At 64.8% G+C, this 20,950-nt stretch carries 19 protein-coding genes; 11 read left to right on the top strand and 8 right to left on the bottom strand.

Annotated elements, in window-relative coordinates; translation table 11 throughout:
* Positions 1-4: 4 nt before the first annotated feature.
* The 5 genes from OXG79_00835 to OXG79_00815 form a co-directional block, all read right to left on the bottom strand.
* Positions 5-1,390: a branched-chain amino acid ABC transporter permease gene (locus tag OXG79_00835; GenBank protein MCY3782312.1), complete on the bottom strand. Its 1,386-nt coding sequence runs from the start codon at positions 1,388-1,390 to the stop codon at positions 5-7.
* Positions 1,391-1,530: 140 nt separating this feature from the next.
* Positions 1,531-2,709 (bottom strand): ABC transporter substrate-binding protein, encoded by a 1,179-nt coding sequence (locus OXG79_00830; GenBank protein ID MCY3782311.1) that lies wholly within the window; start codon positions 2,707-2,709, stop codon positions 1,531-1,533.
* A 174-nt stretch (positions 2,710-2,883) separates the two neighbouring features.
* Positions 2,884-3,276, bottom strand: coding sequence for a cupin domain-containing protein (locus tag OXG79_00825; GenBank protein MCY3782310.1), 393 nt, complete (start codon positions 3,274-3,276; stop codon positions 2,884-2,886).
* Between the two features lie 130 nt (positions 3,277-3,406).
* Positions 3,407-4,297, bottom strand: a complete 891-nt coding sequence (locus OXG79_00820; GenBank protein ID MCY3782309.1) for an NAD(P)-dependent oxidoreductase — start codon at positions 4,295-4,297, stop codon at positions 3,407-3,409.
* 83 nt (positions 4,298-4,380) lie between these two features.
* Complete coding sequence (locus OXG79_00815) at positions 4,381-4,821, bottom strand: DUF5069 domain-containing protein (GenBank protein ID MCY3782308.1); 441 nt, start codon at positions 4,819-4,821, stop codon at positions 4,381-4,383.
* A gap of 178 nt (positions 4,822-4,999) precedes the next feature.
* On the opposite strand from OXG79_00815, the gene OXG79_00810 reads away from it, so the two are divergent.
* The gene (locus OXG79_00810; protein ID MCY3782307.1) at positions 5,000-6,151 is read left to right on the top strand and encodes an FIST C-terminal domain-containing protein; all 1,152 of its coding nucleotides are present in this window, start codon (positions 5,000-5,002) and stop codon (positions 6,149-6,151) included.
* Between the two features lie 408 nt (positions 6,152-6,559).
* Here the strand turns inward: OXG79_00810 and OXG79_00805 are convergent, their stop codons facing one another.
* Positions 6,560-8,602 (bottom strand): ABC transporter substrate-binding protein, encoded by a 2,043-nt coding sequence (locus OXG79_00805; protein MCY3782306.1) that lies wholly within the window; start codon positions 8,600-8,602, stop codon positions 6,560-6,562.
* Between the two features lie 339 nt (positions 8,603-8,941).
* Between OXG79_00805 and OXG79_00800 the strand changes: the two genes are divergently transcribed.
* The 5 genes from OXG79_00800 (at position 8,942) to OXG79_00780 (ending at position 13,718) form a co-directional block, all read left to right on the top strand.
* The gene (locus OXG79_00800; protein ID MCY3782305.1) at positions 8,942-9,424 is read left to right on the top strand and encodes a response regulator; all 483 of its coding nucleotides are present in this window, start codon (positions 8,942-8,944) and stop codon (positions 9,422-9,424) included.
* A gap of 21 nt (positions 9,425-9,445) precedes the next feature.
* Complete coding sequence (locus OXG79_00795; GenBank protein MCY3782304.1) at positions 9,446-10,624, top strand: SpoIIE family protein phosphatase; 1,179 nt, start codon at positions 9,446-9,448, stop codon at positions 10,622-10,624.
* A gap of 93 nt (positions 10,625-10,717) precedes the next feature.
* Positions 10,718-11,140: a VOC family protein gene (locus tag OXG79_00790; protein MCY3782303.1), complete on the top strand. Its 423-nt coding sequence runs from the start codon at positions 10,718-10,720 to the stop codon at positions 11,138-11,140.
* Between the two features lie 163 nt (positions 11,141-11,303).
* Positions 11,304-12,443 (top strand): ergosterol biosynthesis protein, encoded by a 1,140-nt coding sequence (locus OXG79_00785; protein ID MCY3782302.1) that lies wholly within the window; start codon positions 11,304-11,306, stop codon positions 12,441-12,443.
* Positions 12,444-12,578: 135 nt separating this feature from the next.
* Positions 12,579-13,718 carry a DUF1295 domain-containing protein gene (locus OXG79_00780; protein ID MCY3782301.1) on the top strand — a complete coding sequence of 380 codons (1,140 nt, stop codon included), beginning with the start codon at positions 12,579-12,581 and terminating at the stop codon, positions 13,716-13,718.
* A 22-nt stretch (positions 13,719-13,740) separates the two neighbouring features.
* Here the strand turns inward: OXG79_00780 and OXG79_00775 are convergent, their stop codons facing one another.
* Entirely contained in the window at positions 13,741-14,613 is an 873-nt protein-coding gene (locus OXG79_00775; protein MCY3782300.1) for an amidohydrolase family protein, read from the bottom strand.
* Between the two features lie 118 nt (positions 14,614-14,731).
* On the opposite strand from OXG79_00775, the gene OXG79_00770 reads away from it, so the two are divergent.
* Positions 14,732-15,337: a class I SAM-dependent methyltransferase gene (locus OXG79_00770; GenBank protein ID MCY3782299.1), complete on the top strand. Its 606-nt coding sequence runs from the start codon at positions 14,732-14,734 to the stop codon at positions 15,335-15,337.
* Between the two features lie 129 nt (positions 15,338-15,466).
* On the opposite strand, the gene OXG79_00765 is transcribed toward OXG79_00770, so the two are convergent.
* On the bottom strand, positions 15,467-15,910 hold the full coding sequence (locus tag OXG79_00765; protein MCY3782298.1) for a DUF1801 domain-containing protein: 444 nt from the start codon (positions 15,908-15,910) through the stop codon (positions 15,467-15,469).
* Positions 15,911-16,113: 203 nt separating this feature from the next.
* On the opposite strand from OXG79_00765, the gene katG reads away from it, so the two are divergent.
* The 4 genes from katG (at position 16,114) to OXG79_00745 (ending at position 20,862) form a co-directional block, all read left to right on the top strand.
* Entirely contained in the window at positions 16,114-18,318 is a 2,205-nt protein-coding gene (gene katG, locus OXG79_00760; protein ID MCY3782297.1) for a catalase/peroxidase HPI, read from the top strand.
* Positions 18,319-18,384: 66 nt separating this feature from the next.
* Positions 18,385-18,933, top strand: coding sequence for an ATP-dependent zinc protease (locus tag OXG79_00755; GenBank protein ID MCY3782296.1), 549 nt, complete (start codon positions 18,385-18,387; stop codon positions 18,931-18,933).
* Entirely contained in the window at positions 18,930-19,829 is a 900-nt protein-coding gene (gene rimK / locus OXG79_00750; GenBank protein ID MCY3782295.1) for a 30S ribosomal protein S6--L-glutamate ligase, read from the top strand. Before OXG79_00755 ends, rimK begins: the two co-directional genes overlap by 4 nt.
* 10 nt (positions 19,830-19,839) lie before the next feature.
* Complete coding sequence (locus OXG79_00745) at positions 19,840-20,862, top strand: succinylglutamate desuccinylase/aspartoacylase family protein (GenBank protein MCY3782294.1); 1,023 nt, start codon at positions 19,840-19,842, stop codon at positions 20,860-20,862.
* The last annotated feature ends 88 nt before the right edge of the window (positions 20,863-20,950 follow it).

The following is a 20,950-nucleotide window of genomic DNA, read 5'->3' as shown; positions in this document are numbered from 1 at the left end:
GACGCTATCTCCGCGGCAGGAGGCCCTGGGGCCAGAACGACAGGAAGATGATGAGGACCACGAACGAGATGACGTCCTTCCACTCGCCGGCCAGGTCCCAGATACCGAACTGCTCGATCATGCCCAGGGCGAAGCCGCCGATGATGGCGCCGTGCAGATTCCCGATGCCGCCGATGACCGAGGCGATCCAGCCCTTCAAGAGCAGCAGCAGGCCCATTCGGGGCTGAATGGCGGTGTCGTGGCCGCTGAGAATTCCGGCCAGGGCGGCGAACATCGCGCCAATGAAAAACACGACGGCAATGACGACCGTGGTGTTGATGCCCACCACCTTGGACACTTCCTCGTCGTCGCCGATGGCTCGCACCGCAGTACCGAAGGCGGTCCGCTTGAGGAGGACCAGCAGGCCGGCAAAACCCGCGAGGGACACGCCGATCGCGAAGACGTTGAAACCCTTGATGTTCGCCCCGGCAATGGTCCAAACGTCGCTGCCGAAGGCTTCCGGCAGCGGGCGCGGCGCGGCGCGAAAGACGATGGTGATGATGGCGGTGATCGCCAGCAGGACTCCGAGCGAGGCCACCAGCATGATTAGGGGCGACTTGGCCCTGAGGCGCATGTAGACGTAGAGACCTCGGTAGAGGGCCAGGCTCACGGCTCCCGCCAGCAGGCAGGAGACGCCCCAGCTCAAGTAGAGATTTGATTCCGGCGTGCTTGCCACCAGGTAGCCGCAAAAGGCGCCCAGGGCTGCCGCGGGCACGGCAAGAGCAAGAGGCGAAACCGGCCGAGCACTGTTGGCAAGGCTCCGGTAGGTCCGATGCAGCACCCAGAGCGCCACCGCCGCAACCGCGACGCCGATGACCGGGCTGAGCAGGACGTTGAGGTTGCTTGGGTTGGCAAGGACCAGCCACATATAGACGCCAACCATCCCGCAAAGCAGGGCCCCAAAGGTGAGCAGCACGTTCGGTTTGAAGCGGCTCCGAAGACGGCTGTGGAAGTTCTCATGGAGCGCCCATGCGACGACCCCGGCGACCACGGCCGCGAAGACGATGTTGACGAAGTGATTGTTGACGTCGTATCGACCGCCGAGGAAGTCCTGGGATCGTAGGTAGAAGACGCCGTAAGCGCCGAGCGCCGCGGCGGCTCCGTAGTACAGGTCGAAGAACCACACCGTGCTGTAGACGAGGGTGAATCCCAGCGCCAGCAGCGTATAGACGGCGCCCACGGGCAGGCCGTTGAAGGCGAACTGCAAGGCTTGTTCGGGCGACTGGACGATCTTCCAGATGACGTAGGCGATGACTGCCGTGGTCAGCGTGGTCGCCAACGCCCGGCTGTGGTGGTCGCGAATGCGCAGCGCGCCGGACAGCGCGGTCACCTTGAGTTGGGCCAAACTCATCGGGCAACAGGACTTGGGCGTTGCCTCGCTAGCATTCCGGGTGCGGAAGACTGGCGGCCCACGGGTTCAGCTGAGGCGACCGTGGGGCGGCCCACCGTAGCTGGGCCGCCCCCTCGGATCTACGGACGACGCGGACGGGCTCACCCGGTCGGTGCGGCGCCCAGGACCTTGTAGCCCCCGTTCTCCTCGGTGCGCTCGGCTACCGGCAGCACCTCCAGCACCGCATTGGACAGGCCGACGACTTCGCCTTTCTCGTCGAAGCTGTAGTTGTCGCCGATGGTCCCGCTCCACGTGATCTCGTAGAGGCAGTCGCGGAATCCGTCGGCATCCTGGTCGTCGCCAGTCTGCTTGAGGCACTCGGCGGCGATGTAGACGTTGTCATACGCCGAACCGAGGAACCAGGGCAGCGTGACGTAGTCATAGCGGTCCTTGAAATTCGCCAGCACTTCCTGCGCTTTGGCGTTGGCCGGATCGAGGTCCGGCGTAATGGCCTTCACGCCCGTCGCGGCTTCGCCCGCGATTTCCAGCGCGGTCGTCCCGATCGGCACCACGTCGGCGTAGATCGGACCGTCGTAGCCCAGTTCTCGGAGCTGCTTGATGACGGTTCCGCCGGTGAACTCGGACTGTGCGGCGATGTGCACGGCGTCCGGGTTCGCGCCGAGCAGCTTCTCCAGCTGGGTGCGGAAGTCCGTGGTGTCGGAGGCGTACCGCTCCTCGGCCACGACCTCGCCGCCCAGGCTCTGGAAGTGTTCAGCCGTGGTTCGCCGGACTCCCTCGGCGTAGTCGGTCGACTCGCTGATGGTCGCCAGCCGGCGAATCCCGTCGGCCCAGAGCACGTTGCCCGTGTCGACACCCACGGTGGCGTCACTCAACGACGTGCGGAAGATGTAGTCGCCGGCCTCGGCGATGTCCGGGTTGGTGGCCAATCCGGAGAACATGACCACGCCATCGGCTTCGGCCAGGGGCGCGGCCCCGAGCATCGCGCCGCTGCACGACGTGCCGAGGATGATCTTCACCCCGTCCACGTCGGTGAGCTTGGTGTAGGCCGTGATGGCGTCCTGGGCGTTGCACTTCGAGTCTTCGACGACCAACTCCAGCATGCGCCCGTTGATGCCGCCGGCGGCGTTGATCTCGGCTACGGCCATTTCCTTGGATTGCACCGCAACCGTGCCGTAGGTTTCGCCCGGACCGGTGACGGACTCCATCACGCCGATCCGAAACGGTTCGTCGCTGCCGGCCTCACCGCATCCCAGAGCGGCCACCACGAGCACGGCCAGCAGCCCCAGCGAGGCGGTTCGCTTCCATGAAAATACGCTCACAAGATTCCCTCCTCGGACCGAGACCATCCAGGTCCGCCCCTACATTTAGCACTAGCCATTCAATTCGAGTTGGAAGTGTAGGAGCGCGTCCGGCGGATAGGCAAACATGCAACGCCGTCCGACCTTGGTTGGAAGGGCATTGCCAGCGTGGGCGGTCGTGGAATTTCCTTCGCCCTAGGGTTTCGACCAGGGAATCGGCGGCTCGCCTTCGAGATAGGTGGTGTGCACAGCCGTCAAGGCGTCCGGAACCGGAAACACGGTCAGGATTTCCGCGGGTTTGTCGCCGGTCCCCACAAAGCCGTGTTGGCTTCCGGCCGGAAACACGCAGATTTCTCCCGGCCCCACCGCGTGCCACGCGTCGTCCAGGTAAACCTGAATGCAGCCGCTCAGCGGCAGCAGCGCCTCGTCCACGTCGTGAAAGTGGAGCGGCGTCTCGGCGCCGGGCGCCACCCTGAAGTGCTGCATGGAGAGCGAAGTGGATCCCTCCGCGACTCCCATGACATGACGCAGCGACTGCCCGGGCCGCCACGCGGCCTCCGGCTGGTCGGCGATGCGCACGATGGGCACGAGGCAGTCCTCCTCAGAACTCCCACGCCGTCCGGTCCCCTCTCCCTCGATGGGAGAGGGCTAGGGTGAGGGTGAGATCCGGGGGCGCTTCCGCCGGCCACATGCCGAGGAAGCAGATCGACCCACGGCTTCAGTTTCGCCCGGGGAACGTCAGCTCCGCCACGCCCGACTTGTCCAGATCGCCCTTGCCCACGGCGATCATCTTGTCGTACTGCGCCTTCGTGGCCTGCGCCAGCGGCAGGTCGAGCCCGGCGTCGTCGGCCAGCGACAGAGCAATGCCCGAGTCCTTGGCCGCGTGCGCCGACGAGAAATAGGTCTCGTGGTCGCGAATGACCATGTCCTCGCCGTCGGTTTCGAGCACCCGCGAGTTAGCCCCGGTCTGCGAGAACACTTCCTGGAGCACGTCCAGGTCCAGACCCAGCGCCGACCCGAGTCCCAGGCCCTCGGCCAGCCCGGCGGTGTTGATGTTCATCACCATGTTGACCAGCGCCTTCACCTGCGCCGCCGTGCCCGCGGGTCCGATGTAGCGCCGCGAGACGCTCAGGGTTTCCAGCAGCGGCTCGACCTGCTGGTAGACCGCTTCCCGCCCGCCGCACATCAGGTAGAGGGTGCCGTCACGGGCCTGCGTAATGCTGCTGGCCATGCAGGCTTCCAGGCTGCTCGCGCCCGCGCCCTCGGCCAGGGCCTCCACGTCCACGTGGACCTGCGGCGTGATGGTGGCGCAGTTGACGAACACCCGGCCCTCGGCGCCGGTGAGCAGGCTGTCGCCGCTCTCGCCGAAGATGTCCCGCATCGACGAATCGTCGGTGACCACGGTGATGATGACGTCGGAGGCCGCCGTCACGCCGGCAAGCGTGTCCGGCGCCTCGCACCCAAGCTCGCCCGCCAGCGACTCGGCCAGCTCGCGCTGGGCGTCGTAGACGGCCGAAACCGTATAGCCCTCGTCGTTCAGGTGGCGCGCCATGTTGGCGCCCATGCGCCCCACGCCCACAAACCCAATCCGCTGCGCCGTGTCCGCCATCGCTAGACCCCTTTAAGTGATGCGGGGTACGGACAAGCCGCGAAGGACTGCCCGCACCCCGTCTTCCGTCGCTGGTTGAACGCTTATCCGCTCAGGGACGCGTGGAAGTCGCTCCAGTCCTCGAGCGCGTTCAGCGTCACGGCGTCCTTGATGGCGTGGTCCGCGTTGGTCCCGGCCCCCGCGGAGATCGCCGCCACGATGTCGTCGCCGTGCTCGTAGCCCGCAATCGCCGCATTCGACGCGTCGATCACCGACTGGTCGATGCTGCCGCCGTTCTGGTCCACGACCCACTGCTCGAACTGCGGGTAGGTCGGCCGGCTGCTCGAAATGAAGTCCACCGCCGCGTCGCGGTCAACGCCCAGGCCGTCCAACACCATCTGGTCGAACCCGGCGCCGCAGGCGTCGTATTCGTCGTTGAGCTGACCGGCGGCCGACAGCGTCACTTTGAGCCACAGCCTCGGCAGGTGGATCGCCCCCAGCGGTCCGGCTTCGCTTGATCCAATCATCGGAATCATCTTCGCCATCTGCTTGCTCCTCCGGTCGCCCCGGCAGCCTCAAACGGTGTCTAGACGATACCAACAAACCGTTGCGGAGGTGAAGCATCGGGGTCCAATTCACGCTCATGCCCGGGCCGTCTAAGCCGATTCGTCCTAACGGTGTAGATTCGGGTATGCGGGGCACCAAGCTAGGGACCTGGATCCGATGAAGTTCTGGTCGGCGGCGTCGTTGGAGCATGCGCCTGAGGCCATTGCGGCGGACCTGCGGGACCAGGTGCTGAGTGCGGACTGGGCGCTGGACCTGGCGGTGGCGTTTGTGCGGCCGCCGGACAACACCGAGATCGGCCCCGTCATTGAGGCGGTTCGCGAGGCGTTGCCGGCGCGGCACTTCCTGGCCTGCACGGCCGAGAGCGTGGTGGCCGCCGGGCGTGAGATCGAGGACGAGCCGGCGACGGCGCTGCTGCTGGGCTCGTTGCCGGGCGTCCAGATCGATCCGCTGCCCGACCTGGCGTCGCTGCTCGAAGACCGCGAGGCGGCCGCGGCGCAGTTGCAAGGCGCGGCGGCAGTGGTGGCGCTGGTGGACCCCTTCTCGGTGCACACGGAACAGCTCGTGGAGCGCATGAACGAGCTGGCGCCCGGCGTGCCGCTCATCGGCGGCATCGCCAGTTGGGGGCGCGCGGCCGGCGGCAATCGCATGGCCCAGAACGACCGCATTTCGGACCGGGGCGCCGTTGGCGTGGCGCTGCGGGGCGCGGTGGACGTGAGCATCGTGGTCTCGCAGGGATGCCGGCCCGTCGGCTCGCCGCGCACCGTCACCGGTGCGAGGGGCAACATCATCACCGAGCTCGACGGGCAGTCGCCGATCGACACGCTGCGGCAAGTGTTTGCCGATGCCGCGGAGAACGACCAGGAGCTGATGCGCGCGGGCGTGATGCTGGGCCACGCGATCTCGACCGACGCCGACGATTGGGGCCGCGGCGGATTCCTCATCCGCGGTCTGATGGGCGCCGACGCCGGGTCCGGCGCGCTGGCGGTGACCGGCATCGTGAGCGAGCAGGACACGGTGCAGTTTCACGTGCGCGACGCCGCGACTGCCCAGGAGGACCTGGAGCTGCTGCTGACGCCCCAGGCGTTCGAGCCCGAGGCGGCCGGGGCGTTGCTGTTCACCTGCAATGGACGCGGGGCGCGGATGTATGGCCGGCCCGATGGAGATATCTCGCTGGTCCGACAGGCGCTGGGCAGCGAGGTGCCGGTGAGCGGATTCTTCTGCGGTGGGGAGCTGGGACCGATCGGCGGGGCCAACTTCGTGCACGGGTTCACGGCGAGCCTGGCGATCTTTCGACCGAAGGCGGGCTGACCGGGGCCGACCCCCTCACCCCAACCCTCTCCCACGCTGGGGAGAGGGAGCCGGGCCGTGCCGCCAAATGGGATTAGTGCGTTAGGCGAATCATCCGCGGCGAGTCCCACGCTGCACGCAGCGCGGGCCACCGGGCGGACCCCTCACCCCGACCCTCTCCCGCGGGGAGAGGGAGCCGGACGGTGCCCGAAGAACGCGCTGCGACAAACCAGCGGCGAGTCCCACGCTGCACGCAGCGCGGGCCACCGGACAGGGGCGCCCCTACGCGGATCTCGGGTCGCGGTGCCGGACCCCCTCACCCCGACCCTCTCCCCGTGGGAGAGGGAGCCGGACCGCGCCGGCGAAGGGAAATCGGGCGCGGGCGCCCACAAGGGGCGCCCCTACACCGGCGTCAGGCCCTTGCGGATCCTATTCGGCCAGGTCGGTCCGGTAGAGATAGCGGATGTCCCATAGCCCGTACAGCGTGGGGGTGGTGTTGCCGAAGACGTTGCGCACCGCGGTCAGCCGTTCCGAAAGCGTGGTGTAGATCACCGGCACGTTCTCGGCGGCGATGGCCTGCGCGCGGTGGTAGTAGGCCACGCGCTGGTCGCGGTCGAGCTCCTGGCTGGCCTTGATGTACAGCTCATCGATCTCCGCCTCCCACGCCGTCGCGGGCTCCGGCTGGTTCGGATTCCAGAGGTGCAGCGCCTCGCTGGTGTGCCAGAAGGAGATGCCGCTGTGCGGGTCGGATCCGCCGGTGAAGCCAATGATCATGGCTTCCCAGTCGTAGGTGCTGACCAGCTGGCCGACGAGCACGCCGAAGTCGATCAGCTGATAGTCCACCTGAAGGCCGATCGCGGTCAGACCTTGGTGGATGACCTCGCCGGCGCTGCTGCGCACGGTGTTGCCGGTGTTGGTCACCAGCGTGAACGAGATCGGATTGCCGGCATCGTCTTCGCGGACGCCGTCCCCGTCGGTGTCCACCCATCCCAGGTCATCCAGGATCCGGTTGGCCCGGGCGACGTCGAAGGGATAGCGGCGCACGTCGGGGTTGTGGAAGTCGCCGGCCGCGGGGCTGACGGACGACCACTGCGGATAGCCCAGTCCGTGCAGCACGTCGTTGATGATCGCGTCCTTGTCGATGCTGTGCGCGACGGCCTGGCGGAATTGCACGTTTTGGAACCACTGCAGCTTCTCCGGCGCGAGATACGCCTCGCCGGTGTCAGGGTTGGCGCCGGGGTTCATGTTGAATCCGAGAAAGGTCGTCCCAAACGCCGGCCCGCGGCGGTGGATGGTGAAGTCGCCGTCGGCCTGCAGCGGCTCGAGGTCCGCGAACTCCTCGCCCAGCACGCCGTGGATGTCGGCCTCGCCGGCCAGGAACCTGGCGAGCTCGGATTCGAGATCTTCAACGATCGTGTAGTCGATCGTCTCCAGGTACGGCAGGGAGTTTCCGGCGGCGTCCTTGAGCCAGTAGCTCGGATTGCGCCGCAGCACAATCTCCTCGCCGGGTACATAGCTGGCGATGGTGAAGGGCCCGGTGCCGATGATCTCGGCCGGGTCGGTGTCGATATTCCACACCTCGGCGAACGTGCCGTCGTCCACGTGCGACTCGAGGATGTGCTTGGGGTAGATCGCGGTTCCCATGGAGCGTAGAAAGGTGGCGAACGGCACCGGCAGCACGCACTGGACCGTGTAGTCGTCCAGTGCCGTCACCGTCATCGGCGACTCCCGCCACGTGCCGGACGCCTCATCAAAGACGCGGAATTGGAACGAGGGGCGGCTGCTGGCGGCGATGTCGTCGTTGTAGATGAGCCGGTTGAACGTGAAGTCCACGTCGTGGGCGGTGAAGGGTTGCCCGTCGTGCCAGGTGACGTCACGCCGGAGGTGGAAGGTCCACGTCAAGCCGTCCGCTGAGTGTTCCCAGGACTCCGCCAGCGACGGTTCGACCTCGTCCGTGAGCCACGAAATCTCCGTGAGCCCGTCGAAGAGATAGCCCAGGATGCCCGACGACGAGGCGTCGTTGGCGAGGGCCAGGTTGAACGTGAGCGGCTCGGAAATGGTCGCAATGTTCAACGATCCGCCCGGTTGGCCGACCGCGTACTCGAAACTGGAGGCGTTCAGGCGGAGCTGGGCAATGCGTTCCCAGTCGAGCAACTCGGTGTCGAGGCGGGATTGGAGCCCCTCGGGCCCGTGAATCCAGGTGCGCTGCCCGTCGCTGAATCCGGTCCAGTTGTCGGCCTTGCGCCAGACCATCAACCCGCCGGTGGTCTGCTGATGCGCCTCGCCCAACATCGGGTTGAAGCCCTCGTTCTCCAGGCACTCGCCGACGACGGCCGGTCCCTCGGCGTCGTCGATCAGCGACTTGAGGCTGGCGAAGCCGAGGACGAATTCGCACTCCTCAGTGGCGCCAACCGGTGCGGCGAGCGCCACCAAGAGCCCGACGACGAGCAGTGCCATCAACCTGTTTCGCATGTTGCGTTCCTTGATTCGGGGCCGATTCCGAGCGTGCCGGAAAGTCTCGCGGTCGCAATTGATGCAGATTCGCAGCTTATCGTGGCGACTGTCCAAAGGGCGGGGGTGACCCATGACGGTAATCCGGGACCGGCCGCACGGGATCGCGGGATGCACGGCGTGAGAGGCGTTCGTCGACATCGACTGGGTCACGGGGGCCAGAGGTGGCCAATGGACCTGCCGAATTCGCTACAGTGACGACGCTTCTGGGCGAGAGTGCGTGGATTCGCCTGCTTCTGAGTGCGGGGCGGCTGTTGGAGTTCAGCGAACCGCAGGGACGGCGAAGCAGGAGGGCCGACGATGGGACGACCCTACAAGATCCTCATGGTCGATGACGAGCCCGATCTCGAGCCGCTGGTGCGGCAGCGCATGCGGCGCAAGATTCAGGCCGGCGAATACCGATTCGTCTTCGCCAGCAACGGCGTCGAGGCGCTTGACATGCTGCAAGACGACCAGGACATCGACATCGTCATCTCCGATATCAACATGCCACACATGGACGGCCTGACGCTGCTGGAGCAGATTCCACGAGTCGATCCCTCAGTCCGCGCCGTGATCCTGTCGGCGTACGGCGACATGAAGAATATCCGCACGGCGATGCGGCGAGGCGCGTTCGATTTCATCATGAAGCCGATCGATTTCGACGACCTGCAAGAGACCATCGAGCGCACGCGGCACCATCTCGACGCCTGGCGGATGGCCCTGTCGTCGCGCGACGCGCTGGTAACGGCCCAAGGCCAGACCGATCCTCAGCCGGCTTCAGACCCTGGAGCGGCGAACTGAGATGGTGATATGACTCTCGATATGAGCGCCATGAAGCGGCCCTACAACATTCTCGTCGTTGATGATGAGCCGGACCTGGAACCGCTGATCAAGCAGCGCATGCGGCGCCGGATTCGCCGCGGCACGCATAGCTTCGACTTTGCGAACGACGGCATCGAGGCGCTTGAAAAGCTGGACGCGAACCCCGAAATCGACATGGTCATCACGGACATCAATATGCCGCGCATGGACGGGCTTACGCTGCTCGACCAGATACCGAATGTCACCGATATCGACGTCAGATGCATCGTGGTCTCGGCTTACGGCGATATGCAGAACATTCGCACGGCGATGAATCGTGGGGCCTTCGACTTCGTCACCAAGCCGATCGACTTCGAAGACCTGCAAATCACCATGGAGCGGGCGCTGCACCACCTCGAGGAGTGGCGAGCCGCGCTCTCCTCGCGCGACGCGCTGGTGGCCCTGCAGAACGAGCTCGAAGTCGCGAGCAGCACCCAGCAGTCGATCCTGCCCAAGACGTTTCCGAAGAGCGATGAATACCAGGTGTTCGCCAACATGGAGCCGGCGCGAAACGTCGGCGGCGACTTCTACGACGTGATTCGTTTGGAAAGCGGCAAGGTCGGGCTGGCGATAGCGGATGTCTCCGACAAGGGCGTTCCGGCCGCCCTGTTCATGATGTCGAGCCGGACTCTGCTCAAAGGCGCGGCGATCGGCCTCGGCGAGCCGGGCGAGGCCCTGCGCGAAGTGAATGAGCTGCTGTACGAAGAAAACGAAACCATGATGTTCGTGACCGTGCTGTACTCGATCTTCGACCCGGCGACCGGCACGCTCACCTATTCCAACGGCGGGCACGACGCGCCGGTTCTGGTTCGCGCTGGAGGGGGCGCGGAACTCCTGTCGCTGACCGGCGGGGTCGCGCTTGGCGTGGCGCCCGACATCGACTTCCCAAGCCAGACCGTTCAGCTCGATCCCGGCGACACCATCGTGCTCTACACGGACGGCGTCACCGAAGCCATGAACGGCGACGGTGAACAGTTTGGCGTCGACCGTATTCAGGAGGTCTTCGAGGCGAATCCGCCCACCGATTCCGAGCAGGCCACCCATGCGCTGTTCGAGGCGGTGCGGGAATTCGTCGGCGATACGCCCCAATCCGACGACATCACCTGCCTGGTGCTGCGGCGCGCCGCAGACGGCGCCTAGGCCCGAGTCCGTCGCCGGCGCCTCGGACACGACGGTCCGGCAGGGCCATTCGCGCTCTGGTAGCTTGCGCGGGCAAGCCTTGAGGAGGCCACCATGAGCCTGAGCCCCTATCTGCACTTCAACGGCAACTGCCGCGAGGCGTTCGAGTTCTACCGGGCGGCCTTTGGGGGCGAATTTCTCGTCCTGGAGACGTTTGGCGACGGTCCCGCCGACATGCAGGTTCCGGAAGACGAACGGAACAACGTCATGCATGTCTCGCTTCCCATGGGAACGAGCGTGCTGATGGGCAGCGACGTGCCGACGACGTTCGGCGAGCCGGCGCCATCGGTCAGCAATGTCTCAATCTCCTACGCCGCGCACAGCCGGGAGGAGACCGACGCGCTGTTCGCCAAGCTCTCGGACGGCGGCACCGTCACGATGCCGCTCCAGGAAATGTTCTGGGGCGCCTACTTCGGCGCCTGCATCGACAGGTTCGGCGTCAACTGGATGCTCAACTGCGAGGAGCCGCAAGGCTAGCCGCCGCTCTACCTGTTGACTCGCGCGTAGGGGCGACGCATGCGTCGCCCCTCTCGCACTACTTAAGAATCTCAAGGTGTGAGCCTCCCACTAGCGCCAGATGGCCGGAGCTCTCGCGGGTGACGTATCCTCGCCACGCCACCGGCGGTAGGGGTAGCCAGTCATGATCGAGTGGCTCGGTATCGAACACCTGTTCGAGCTTTCCCCGCCGGAAGCGATCCTCGGCTTCTTCACGCCGCTGATTATCTTCGCCATATTCTTCGTCGTGCAGCTCGTCATGCCGGGTCTTCGCGTGCCCGGTTACGTCATCAATCCCCAGACCGGGGAGCCTCGAACATATCGGCTCAACGGGCTCTTGGTGTTTGCACTCGCGGTGATCGTGTGGGCGACCGAAGTCACCGGAATGCCGCGTGATTGGTTCTATCGGTCGGCCATCCCTGCGTTCGCCGGCGGGACAATTACCGTCACGGTGTTCACGCTGATCGCGGTGTTTACCCAGCCTCGAGACGAAACCAGGAACCCGATTGCGGCCTTCTGGCTTGGGCGAATCCAGGAGCTGTCGTTTCTGAGAGAACGCATTGATCTCAAGATGTACCTCTACGTCGTCGGCGGAACCATGTTTTCACTCAACGCTCTTTCCGGGGCCGCGTGGAACGTCGAGCGCTTTGGGGAAGTCGCCAATCCAGGCGTGTTCCTGTGCGCGGCGTTCTATACCTTCTACGTGGTGGACTACTTTATCTTTGAGCGTGTCCAGCTCTACACCTTCGATGTGATTTACGAAAAGCTCGGCTTCAAGATGTTCTGGGGTGGTCTGATGATCTACGGCTGGCTCTACATCCTCCCGTGGTGGGGCATGGCCGCGCAGCCGACGCCAGGGTTTTCAACGGAAGCAACCTATGGCTGGCTCATCGGCACGGCCTTGTTGTACCTGGCCGGATGGGCCATCTGCCGTGGCGCGAACATGCAGAAATACACGTTCAAGCGCTGGCCCGAACGCAAGTTCCTGGGACTCATCGAACCCGAGTACATCCAGGCCGGCGACCGCAAGATCCTGGTGAGCGGCTTTTGGGGAAGGGCCCGCCACATGAACTACCTGGGCGAATGGTTCCATTCGGCGGCGATCGCACTGGCGTTTGGTCACTTCACCAATCTGTGGGCCTGGACCTACTTCATCTGGATCGTCGCTCTATTCATTCTGCGCCAGCGCGAGGACGATCACTACTGCGCGGAGAAGTATGGGCCGGAGAAGTGGGCCGAGTACCAGGCCCGCGTGAAGTACCGCATCTGTCCCTGGCTCTACTGAAATATCGGGCGGCAGTCGCCGTCGACCCACTCCACGCGCGTGGATTCGGTCATGTTTCACCTCCCGGCGCCTGATTGACCGCCACCTGGACGGTGCCCATAATCGCCGCATGTTTAGAAGCCGGGATATTCGCCCATGATTGAATGGCTTGGTATCGAGCATCTAGTCGAGCTTTCCGGGGCGGAAGCCCTGTGGGGATTCTTCACCCCGCTGATTGTCTTCGCCGTGTTCTTCGTGGCGCAGATCGTCCTGCCGGCGCGGCGGGTTCCCGGCTATGTCATCAATCCCGAAACCGGCGAACCTCGCAACTATCGGCTCAACGGCCTCCTGGTATTCGCCATCGCGATCGCCGTGTGGGCGACCGAAGTCACCGGAATGCCGCGTGACTGGTTCTACCGGTCCGCGATCTACGCCGTGGCTGGAGGAACCGTCTTCGCGGCGCTTATCGCACTCGTAGCCATGCTGAGCCAGCCGCAAGGCGAGATCAAGAATCCGTTTCACGCGTTCTGGACCGGGCGATCCTTGGAGCACCCGCTCTTCAACGAACGATTCGATCTCAAGATGTACCTGTACGTTGTCGGCGGGACGATGCTGACGCTAAACGCCCTGTCGGGCGCCGCCTGGCACGTCCAGCAATTCGGAGATAACGTCAATCCCGGCGTGTTTCTGTATGCTGGATTTTTTGGGCTCTACATCATGGACTACTTTTTTTTCGAGCGCGTTCAGCTCTACACCTACGACCTGATTCATGAGAAGCTGGGGTTCAAGCTGATTTGGGGCGGGCTTGTCATCTACGGCTGGCTCTACATCCTCCCGCTTTGGGGCATGGCCGCCTATCCGCACCCCGGGTTCTCGGAGCCATGGACGTACGTGTGGCTGATCGGGTTAGGCGTGCTGCTTTTCTTCGGATGGACCATCACGCGCGGCGGCAACTGGCAGAAGTACACCTTCAAGCGCTGGCCCGACCGGAAGTTCCTGGGAATTATCGAGCCCCAATACATCCAGGCCGGCGATCGAAAAATCCTCTGCAGCGGATTCTGGGGCGCGGCCCGCCACTTCAACTACATGGGCGAGGGCATCATCTGCCTTGGCATCGCCCTATCGTTTGGTCACTTCACGAATCTCTGGGCCTGGACGTACTTGATCTTCATCGTCTCCCTCTTCACCTGGCGTCAACGGGACGACGAGGAGCACTGCGTCGAGAAGTACGGTGAGGAGAAGTGGGCGGAATACAAGGCGCGAGTCAAGTACCGGATCTGTCCCTGGGTCTACTGAGCCGGCGCGACAGCGGCCGCTCTCAGATGCGGTAAATCTCCTCAGCCGTCCCGGAGAAGAGCCGGGCCTGCTCGTCCCGGCTGAAATCCGCGATGATCTCCGTGTAGGCGTCGATCAACTCGTCGTACGCACTCCACAGCCAGTCCACCGGCCAGTTGGTGCCAAAGAAACAGCGCTCGACGCCAAATGTCTCGATCGACGTCAGCACGTACGGCCGGATGCTGTCGACCGTCCAGTCGTTGTCGCCCATGCCCAGGCCCGAGATCTTCCAGCGGATGTTGTCGCAGCTGGCCGCGGCGGCCACCCCGCGCGTCCACTTCGCGAAATACTCATCCGTCCGCTCCGTCGGCCATCCCGTGTGATCCACCACGATCGTGATGTTCGGAAACATGTGCGCCAGATCCCGCACCTTCTCCATGTCCTGCCATTGCACCGACAGGCTCGACACCAGGTTGAACGTCTCCAGCAGCGCGAATCCCCGGTGGAAGTCCGGCTCCACCAGGTAGTCCCCGTAGGAGAAGTCGCGGATTCCCCGCATGTTGGGCGACTCGGCGTGACGCTCCAGCACCGCCCGCACGCCCGGGTCCCTTAAGTCCGCATAGGCGACGATCCCGTGCGGAAACCCGGTCCGGTCCGCCGCCTCCTGCAGCCACTCCGTCTCGGTCACCGGATCCGGGCTGCCGATGGCCGCCTGCACGTGCACCGACTTCGTCACGTTCGCGTTCCGCGTCTCGGCGATATAGTCCTCGGCCAGGTAACTCCGCTCGGCCAGCTTCTGCAGCCTCCATCCCATCGTCGGGTGCGGAACCCCCGGCTTCCAGTGCTCGTACACCAGCTCGGGATGCTGCAGGTCGTAGAAATGAACGTGCGTATCGACGAACGCCAGCTTGTCCATGAGCGAGCCTCCTACCTCCTACGATATCGCGGCACTGCTCCTACAGTGACACGGCGGCATCGAGGGGCGTGGCGCGGTGAAGCCTGCGACTGATCCTGAGGTCGACTACCGAGCACTTGTGAGACGAGGATATGACGCGTGCGCTCGGGCCTACCACGAGTCGCGCAAGGCCCAGGCACCGACTGAGATACGGGGACTCCTGGAGCGCCTGGAGGATGGAGCCGCGGTGCTCGACGTGGGCTGCGGGTCCGGTGTCCCGATCGCGAAGTCGCTGGCCGAACGTCACCGGGTCACCGGAGTGGACGTCTCCGGGAAGATGGTCCGTCTGGCGCGGCGCCAGGTTCCATCCGGCGACTTCAGATGCGCTGACGTGGTGTCGACCACCTTCGAGCCGTCCAGCTTTGATGCCGTCGTCGCCCTGTACTCGATCTTTCACATTCCCAGAGAGGCGCAGCTGGCGTTGTTTCGGCGCTTGCACCGCTGGCTCAAGGCCGGCGGATATCTGCTGTGCACGCTGAGTCACCACAGCGAACCGGGATACACCGAAGGCGACTTCCATGGAGTGACGATGTACTGGAGCAACTACGGCCTCGGCGAATACCTCGGCACTCTGGCCAATTCCGGATTCGTGGTGCTTGAGACGTCATCGACCGCCTGCGGCTGCGACGAGACGGACCGAGGGACTGTCGAGGACCATCCCCTGGTGCTCGCGCAGCGGCAGTGACGGGGACGAGCTGTACACGACGGTGTTCGCCCAGGGGCTAGTCCGGCAATCCCTGGTCGATAGCGCGGAGCGCAGCGAGTCGCCGCAGTGTGCCCCGTCCCAGTCCCGTGAACTCCGACGAACCAGACTTCACAGCGTGTCGAACCCATCCCATCCGGGCAACGCGGCGGACTGCCGCACCCACTCCGTCATCTGGTCCTCGTCGAAGCCGTCCTCGTAGATGTCGCACCAGCGCGCATCCGGGTCCTTGCCCGAACCGGGTGGCTCGGGTTGCAACGACGCGCCGTTGAGAAATGTCACCTTTACATAACGAGTGAAGACGTGGGTGCTCAGGAACCAGCCCATGCCGTCGATGCCGTACCAGGGCGAGTTCCACCGCACCGCCTTGCGCACGTCGGGGACGGTGCACACGATCAGCTCGTCCAGGCGGCGCCCGAGGTCGCTCTTCCAGCCCGGCATTGCGGCGATGTAGGCCTGTACCGGGGCGTCGCCGTCGGCCTTGGCGATCTGCGGGTTGCCGCCCGAGAGCAGCACCACCTTCCCGTCGCCGCCCTTCGCCGCGGGTTTTTTCATGCCGGTCGATGCCCTCCTGGATCGTTTGCCCGCCAATGCGCTCACCCCGATCCGCGGTGAGTCCGGCGAATTTGGCTCCGTTCGGCTCCGAGCGTCAAATCTCCGTGGGCCGCGAGGGCCGAAATTCGCGATCGTCTCATCGGCATACTTCATCACCTCGCGCGTAAGTCGGACGCGGCTGCGGCAGGGCGGCCATTGTGGCTATGATATCGGGGCGGGCCACGAATTCTGAAAGTCCGCGCCAGTCGCCGAAGACTTCAAAGGACGGATCGACGATGACTTCCAATCAATACTGGTGGCCGGATCAGTTGAACCTGAAAGTTCTCCGCCACAACTCTCCGCTATCTGATCCGATGGACAAAGATTTCAACTATGCCGATGCAGTGAAGTCTATTGACGTCGATGAATTGAAGCAAGATATCGAACAAGTTATGACTACGTCGCAGGATTGGTGGCCGGCTGACTATGGTCATTACGGTCCGCTTTTCATTCGCATGACCTGGCACGCGGCAGGCACCTATCGCATCAGCGACGGCCGCGGCGGCGGCGGCTCGGGCCACCAGCGCTTTGCGCCGCTCAACAGCTGGCCGGACAACGCCAGTCTCGACAAGGCGCGCCGCTTGCTCTGGCCGGTCAAGCAGAAGTACGGCCGGAGCCTCTCCTGGGCCGACCTCATCATCTTCGCCGGCAACTGCGCGCTCGAGTCCATGGGGTTCAAGACCTTTGGCTTCGCCTTCGGCCGCGAGGACGTCTGGGAGGCCGACGAGACCGATTGGGGGTCTGAGGAGACCTGGCTTGGCGACGAGCGCCACAGCGACGACGGGGAAATCGAGGGACCTTACGGCGCCGACCACATGGGGCTCATCTACGTGAATCCGGAGGGGCCGAACGGAAACCCCGATCCCCTCGCAGCCGCGAACTACATTCGCAACACGTTCAAGCGCATGGCGATGAACGACGAGGAAACCGTCGCGCTCATCGCCGGCGGACACACCTTCGGCAAGGCGCATGGCGCCGGCGCCGAAAGCAATGTCGGCCCAGAGCCTGAGGGCGCCACGCTCGAGGAGCAAGGGTTTGGCTGGAAGAACAGCCACGGCAGCGGCAAGGGCGGCGACACGTTCACCAGCGGCCTGGAAGGCGCGTGGACCAACGATCCCGTGAAGTGGGACAACAATTTCTTCGAGAACCTGCACAAGCACGAGTGGGAACTGACGAAGAGCCCCGCCGGCAAATCGCAATACGAACCCACGAATGCCGCGTCGGTGGCCACCGTGCCCGATGCGCACGATGCCGCCAAGAAGCACGCCCCGATGATGCTGACGACGGATCTCTCGCTGCGGGAGGACCCGGTGTACGGGCCGATCGCGAAACGCTTCCTTGAGAACTTTGAGGAGTTCGAGGACGCCTTCGCCAGGGCGTGGTTCAAGCTGATTCACCGCGACATGGGACCCCGCAGCCGGTATCTCGGGCCCTTGGTCCCCAGCGAAGCGCTGCTGTGGCAAGACCCCGTCCCGGAGGTTGACCACGAGCTGATCGGGGCGTCGGAGATCGCCGAGCTCAAGGCGAAGGTCCTCGCCTCGGGACTTTCCGTTTCCCAGTTGGTCTCGACCGCCTGGGCGGCGGCCGCGTCGTTCCGCGGCACCGACAAACGCGGCGGGGCCAATGGCGCGCGCCTCCGGCTTGCGCCGCAAAGGGACTGGGCGGCTAACGATCCGGACGGCCTCAGCCAGGTGCTGGGAACGCTGGAGCAGATTCAGGCCGGATTCAACGGCTCGCAGAACGGCGGCGCAACGGTCTCGCTGGCCGACCTGATCGTCCTGGCCGGATGCGCGGGCGTCGAGCAGGCGGCCCGGAGCGCCGGCCATGACGTGGAAGTCCCGTTTGCCCCAGGGCGCACGGACGCCTCCCAGGAGTGGACCGACGAGGAGTCGTTCGCCGTGCTCGAGCCCACCGCGGACGGATTCCGCAATTACCTCCAGGCGGGGCAGGACGGCGCGCCGGAGGAATTGCTGGTGGAGCGGGCCTACATGCTCACGCTCACGGCTCCCGAGATGACGGCGCTCGTTGGCGGCTTGCGCGCCCTCGATGCAAACACCGGGCAATCCCCGCACGGAGTCCTCACCGATCGCCCCGGAACCCTCAGCAACGACTTCTTCGTCAATCTGCTCGATATGAGCACTGAGTGGAGCGAGGCCTCCGAGTCGGACGGCGTGTTCGAAGGACGCGATAGCGCGACCGGCGAGGTCAAGTGGACCGGCACGCGAGTGGACCTGGTCTTCGGTTCGAACTCCGAGCTTCGAGCCCTCGCCGAGGTCTACGCCTGCGACGACGCGCAGGAGTCCTTTGTGCGCGACTTCGTGAGCGCCTGGAACAAGGTGATGAGTCTGGATCGCTACGACCTCGCCTGATCTCGGTGGGCGCCCGCCACGGCGGGCGCCCGATGACCAGCCATTCGGCGGTGGGTAGAGTGAGAAGTGGCGAACGAGCGGAAATCGGCTCGCGCTAAGCGTTCAATGGCTTCCGGCGTCAAGAACCGACGAGTCCTCGGCTGGCGGGAATGGGCATCCTTGCCGGGCCTCGGCATTGCCGCCATCAAGGCCAAGCTCGACACGGGCGCCAAGACCTCCGCCCTACACGCGTGGGATCTCAGCCTTCGCATGGTCGAGGGTCGGCAGTGGATACGGTTTCGCGTCCATCCCATGCAGCGTGACAAGGTCACGTCCGTGGTCTGCGAGGCGCCGGTCAGCGATCAGCGATGGGTCATGAACTCAAGCGGTACGCGCGAGCGCCGGTACATCATCACCACGAACCTTCAGATCGGTTCCAGCCGTTGGCCGATCGAATTGAGCCTGGCCAATCGTGACGCCATGGGGTTCCCCATGATCATCGGCCGGGAAGCCATGCGGGACCGCCTGATCGTCGATCCTCACGCCTCATACCGCGCAGGCAGGAAGCCAAGACAAGCCGTCAATGGTGCATCGAAGGACCAGGGCGGCCCCAAGGCAGGAAGAGCGGACACGTGAGAATCGCAATGCTGGCGCGCAATCCCGACCTCTATAGCCACAAGCGCCTGGTGGAAGCCGCGGAGGCCAGGGGTCACGCCATCGACATCATCAACACGACCCAGTGCTACGCCAACATAACCGCCGACCGTCCACAGGTGCTCTACCGCGGCGCCGTCCTTTCCGGCTATGACGCGGTGATTCCGCGCATTGGCGCATCGATCACCTTCTACGGGCTGGCGGTGTTGCGCCAGTTCGAGACGATGGGCGTGTGGCCGCTCAACGAATCGGAGGCCATCGGTCGCGCCCGCGACAAGCTCTGGGCGCTGCAGATCATGTCTCGCCTGGGGATCGGGTTGCCGGTCACCGGTTTCGCCAACTCCGCGCGGCGCGCCGAGGACTTGATCCGCATGGTCGGCGGCCCGCCGGTCGTCATCAAGCTGGTGGAAGGGACGCAAGGCTTGGGCGTGGTGCTTGGCGAGACCATGCCCTCCGCCAAAAGCACGTTCGAGGCGTTCCGGGAGGCCAATATCAACATCCTGGTTCAGGAATATGTGAAGGAAGCGGGCGGGGCCGACATTCGCGCGTTCGTCATCGGCGACCGCGTGGTTGGCGCCATGAAGCGCCAGAGCGGACCCGGCGAGTTTCGGTCCAATCTGCATCGCGGCGGCACGGCGGAGAAGCTTGAAATCACGCCCGAGGAAGATTCGGCCGCGGTGCGCGCCTGCCGGGCATTGGGACTCAACGTGGCCGGCGTTGACATGCTCCGATCCAGCCGCGGACCGGTGCTCATCGAGGTGAACTCAACCCCGGGCCTGAAGGGAATCGAAGAGGCGACCGGGACCGATATCGCCGATCAGATCATCGCCTTCCTGGAATCGCGCGCCGACCCCACCCTTGCCAAGACGGTCGGGTAGGGACCGGCTGATGAGCACTCCCGCCGGCGGGTCATCCGATCCCATCACGATCGGCGATGTCCAAGTCGACCCTGGGTATCGAACCCAGGTGGACCTGCCGATCGCCGATCTGTCGATTCACGTCCCCCTGGCGATGCCGGTGCACGTCATCAACGGCGCCGAGGACGGCCCGGTGTTGTTCATCTCGGCCGCCATCCACGGCGACGAGCTCAACGGCGTCGAAATCATCCGCCGCATCATCAAGCTGGCCGCCCTGCGACGCCTCAAGGGAGCACTGATCGCCGTTCCAATCGTGAACGTGCCCGGGTTCTTGAATCTCAGTCGATATCTTCCGGACCGGCGCGACCTCAACCGCTCCTTCCCGGGATCGGCCAAGGGCTCGCTGGCGGCCCGCCTCGCCGAGATGTTCGTCGAGCAGATCCTTTCGAATGCCACGCACGGCATCGATCTCCACACCGGCGCCGTGCACCGGGAGAACTATCCGCAGATTCGCGTCGATCTGGACAATCCCGCGGCCGAGCCTATGGCGCGCGCGTTCGGCGCTCCGCTGGTCGTGAACTCCGCATCCCGAGATGGAAGCCTGCGCGAGGCGGCCGACAAGCGAGACGTTCCCGTGATCGTCTACGAAGCCGGCGAAGCGCTCCGCTTCGACGAGACGGCGATTCGCACCGGCCTATGGGGCGTGATCGGGGTCATGGAGCATCTGGGCATGTTGCCCAAGCAAAAGCGGGGCAGCGAATCGAAAGCTCCCGTGATCCTGCGCGAGAGCAGCTGGGTGCGGGCGCCGGCCAGCGGCGTGGTCAGGATGCGACAGCCGATAGGCGCGAAGGTCGAGGACGGAGAGCTGCTGGCCGTCGTCTCGGATCCGCTGGGCGAGTCGGAAACCGATATCAAGTCGCCCATGCACGGCGTGATCGTGGGCCGCACGAACCTGCCCCTCGCCCACGAAGGCGACGCGCTCTTCCACATCGGCTCCACGGGGGAAGCCGAGCCAGAGGCAACGTCCAAGCCCTTTCACCACCTGTTCGAGTGACGCGATGGAGGCTTAATCCCCACGAGTAGGGGCGGTTCGCGAACCGCCCGTCCGCAAAACGCACAGGTGCCCCAAGCGGGACTTCCGG

It is taken from the genome of Chloroflexota bacterium, assembly GCA_026706485.1.
GTDB lineage: Bacteria > Chloroflexota > UBA11872 > UBA11872 > UBA11872 > JAJECS01.
This window is presented reverse-complemented; position numbering and strand designations above follow the sequence as displayed.

Coding starts and splice junctions, on each gene's coding strand:
- OXG79_00835 (MCY3782312.1), bottom strand. CDS start 1,390: ATGAGTTTGGCCCAACTCAAGGTGACCGCGCTGTCCGGCGCGCTGCGC.
- OXG79_00775 (MCY3782300.1), bottom strand. CDS start 14,613: ATGGACAAGCTGGCGTTCGTCGATACGCACGTTCATTTCTACGACCTG.
- OXG79_00780 (MCY3782301.1), top strand. CDS start 12,579: ATGATTGAATGGCTTGGTATCGAGCATCTAGTCGAGCTTTCCGGGGCG.
- OXG79_00815 (MCY3782308.1), bottom strand. CDS start 4,821: ATGGCGAAGATGATTCCGATGATTGGATCAAGCGAAGCCGGACCGCTG.
- OXG79_00785 (MCY3782302.1), top strand. CDS start 11,304: ATGATCGAGTGGCTCGGTATCGAACACCTGTTCGAGCTTTCCCCGCCG.
- OXG79_00765 (MCY3782298.1), bottom strand. CDS start 15,910: ATGAAAAAACCCGCGGCGAAGGGCGGCGACGGGAAGGTGGTGCTGCTC.
- OXG79_00790 (MCY3782303.1), top strand. CDS start 10,718: ATGAGCCTGAGCCCCTATCTGCACTTCAACGGCAACTGCCGCGAGGCG.
- OXG79_00810 (MCY3782307.1), top strand. CDS start 5,000: ATGAAGTTCTGGTCGGCGGCGTCGTTGGAGCATGCGCCTGAGGCCATT.
- OXG79_00805 (MCY3782306.1), bottom strand. CDS start 8,602: ATGCGAAACAGGTTGATGGCACTGCTCGTCGTCGGGCTCTTGGTGGCG.
- OXG79_00800 (MCY3782305.1), top strand. CDS start 8,942: ATGGGACGACCCTACAAGATCCTCATGGTCGATGACGAGCCCGATCTC.
- OXG79_00745 (MCY3782294.1), top strand. CDS start 19,840: ATGAGCACTCCCGCCGGCGGGTCATCCGATCCCATCACGATCGGCGAT.
- OXG79_00795 (MCY3782304.1), top strand. CDS start 9,446: ATGAGCGCCATGAAGCGGCCCTACAACATTCTCGTCGTTGATGATGAG.
- katG (MCY3782297.1), top strand. CDS start 16,114: ATGATATCGGGGCGGGCCACGAATTCTGAAAGTCCGCGCCAGTCGCCG.
- OXG79_00820 (MCY3782309.1), bottom strand. CDS start 4,297: ATGGCGGACACGGCGCAGCGGATTGGGTTTGTGGGCGTGGGGCGCATG.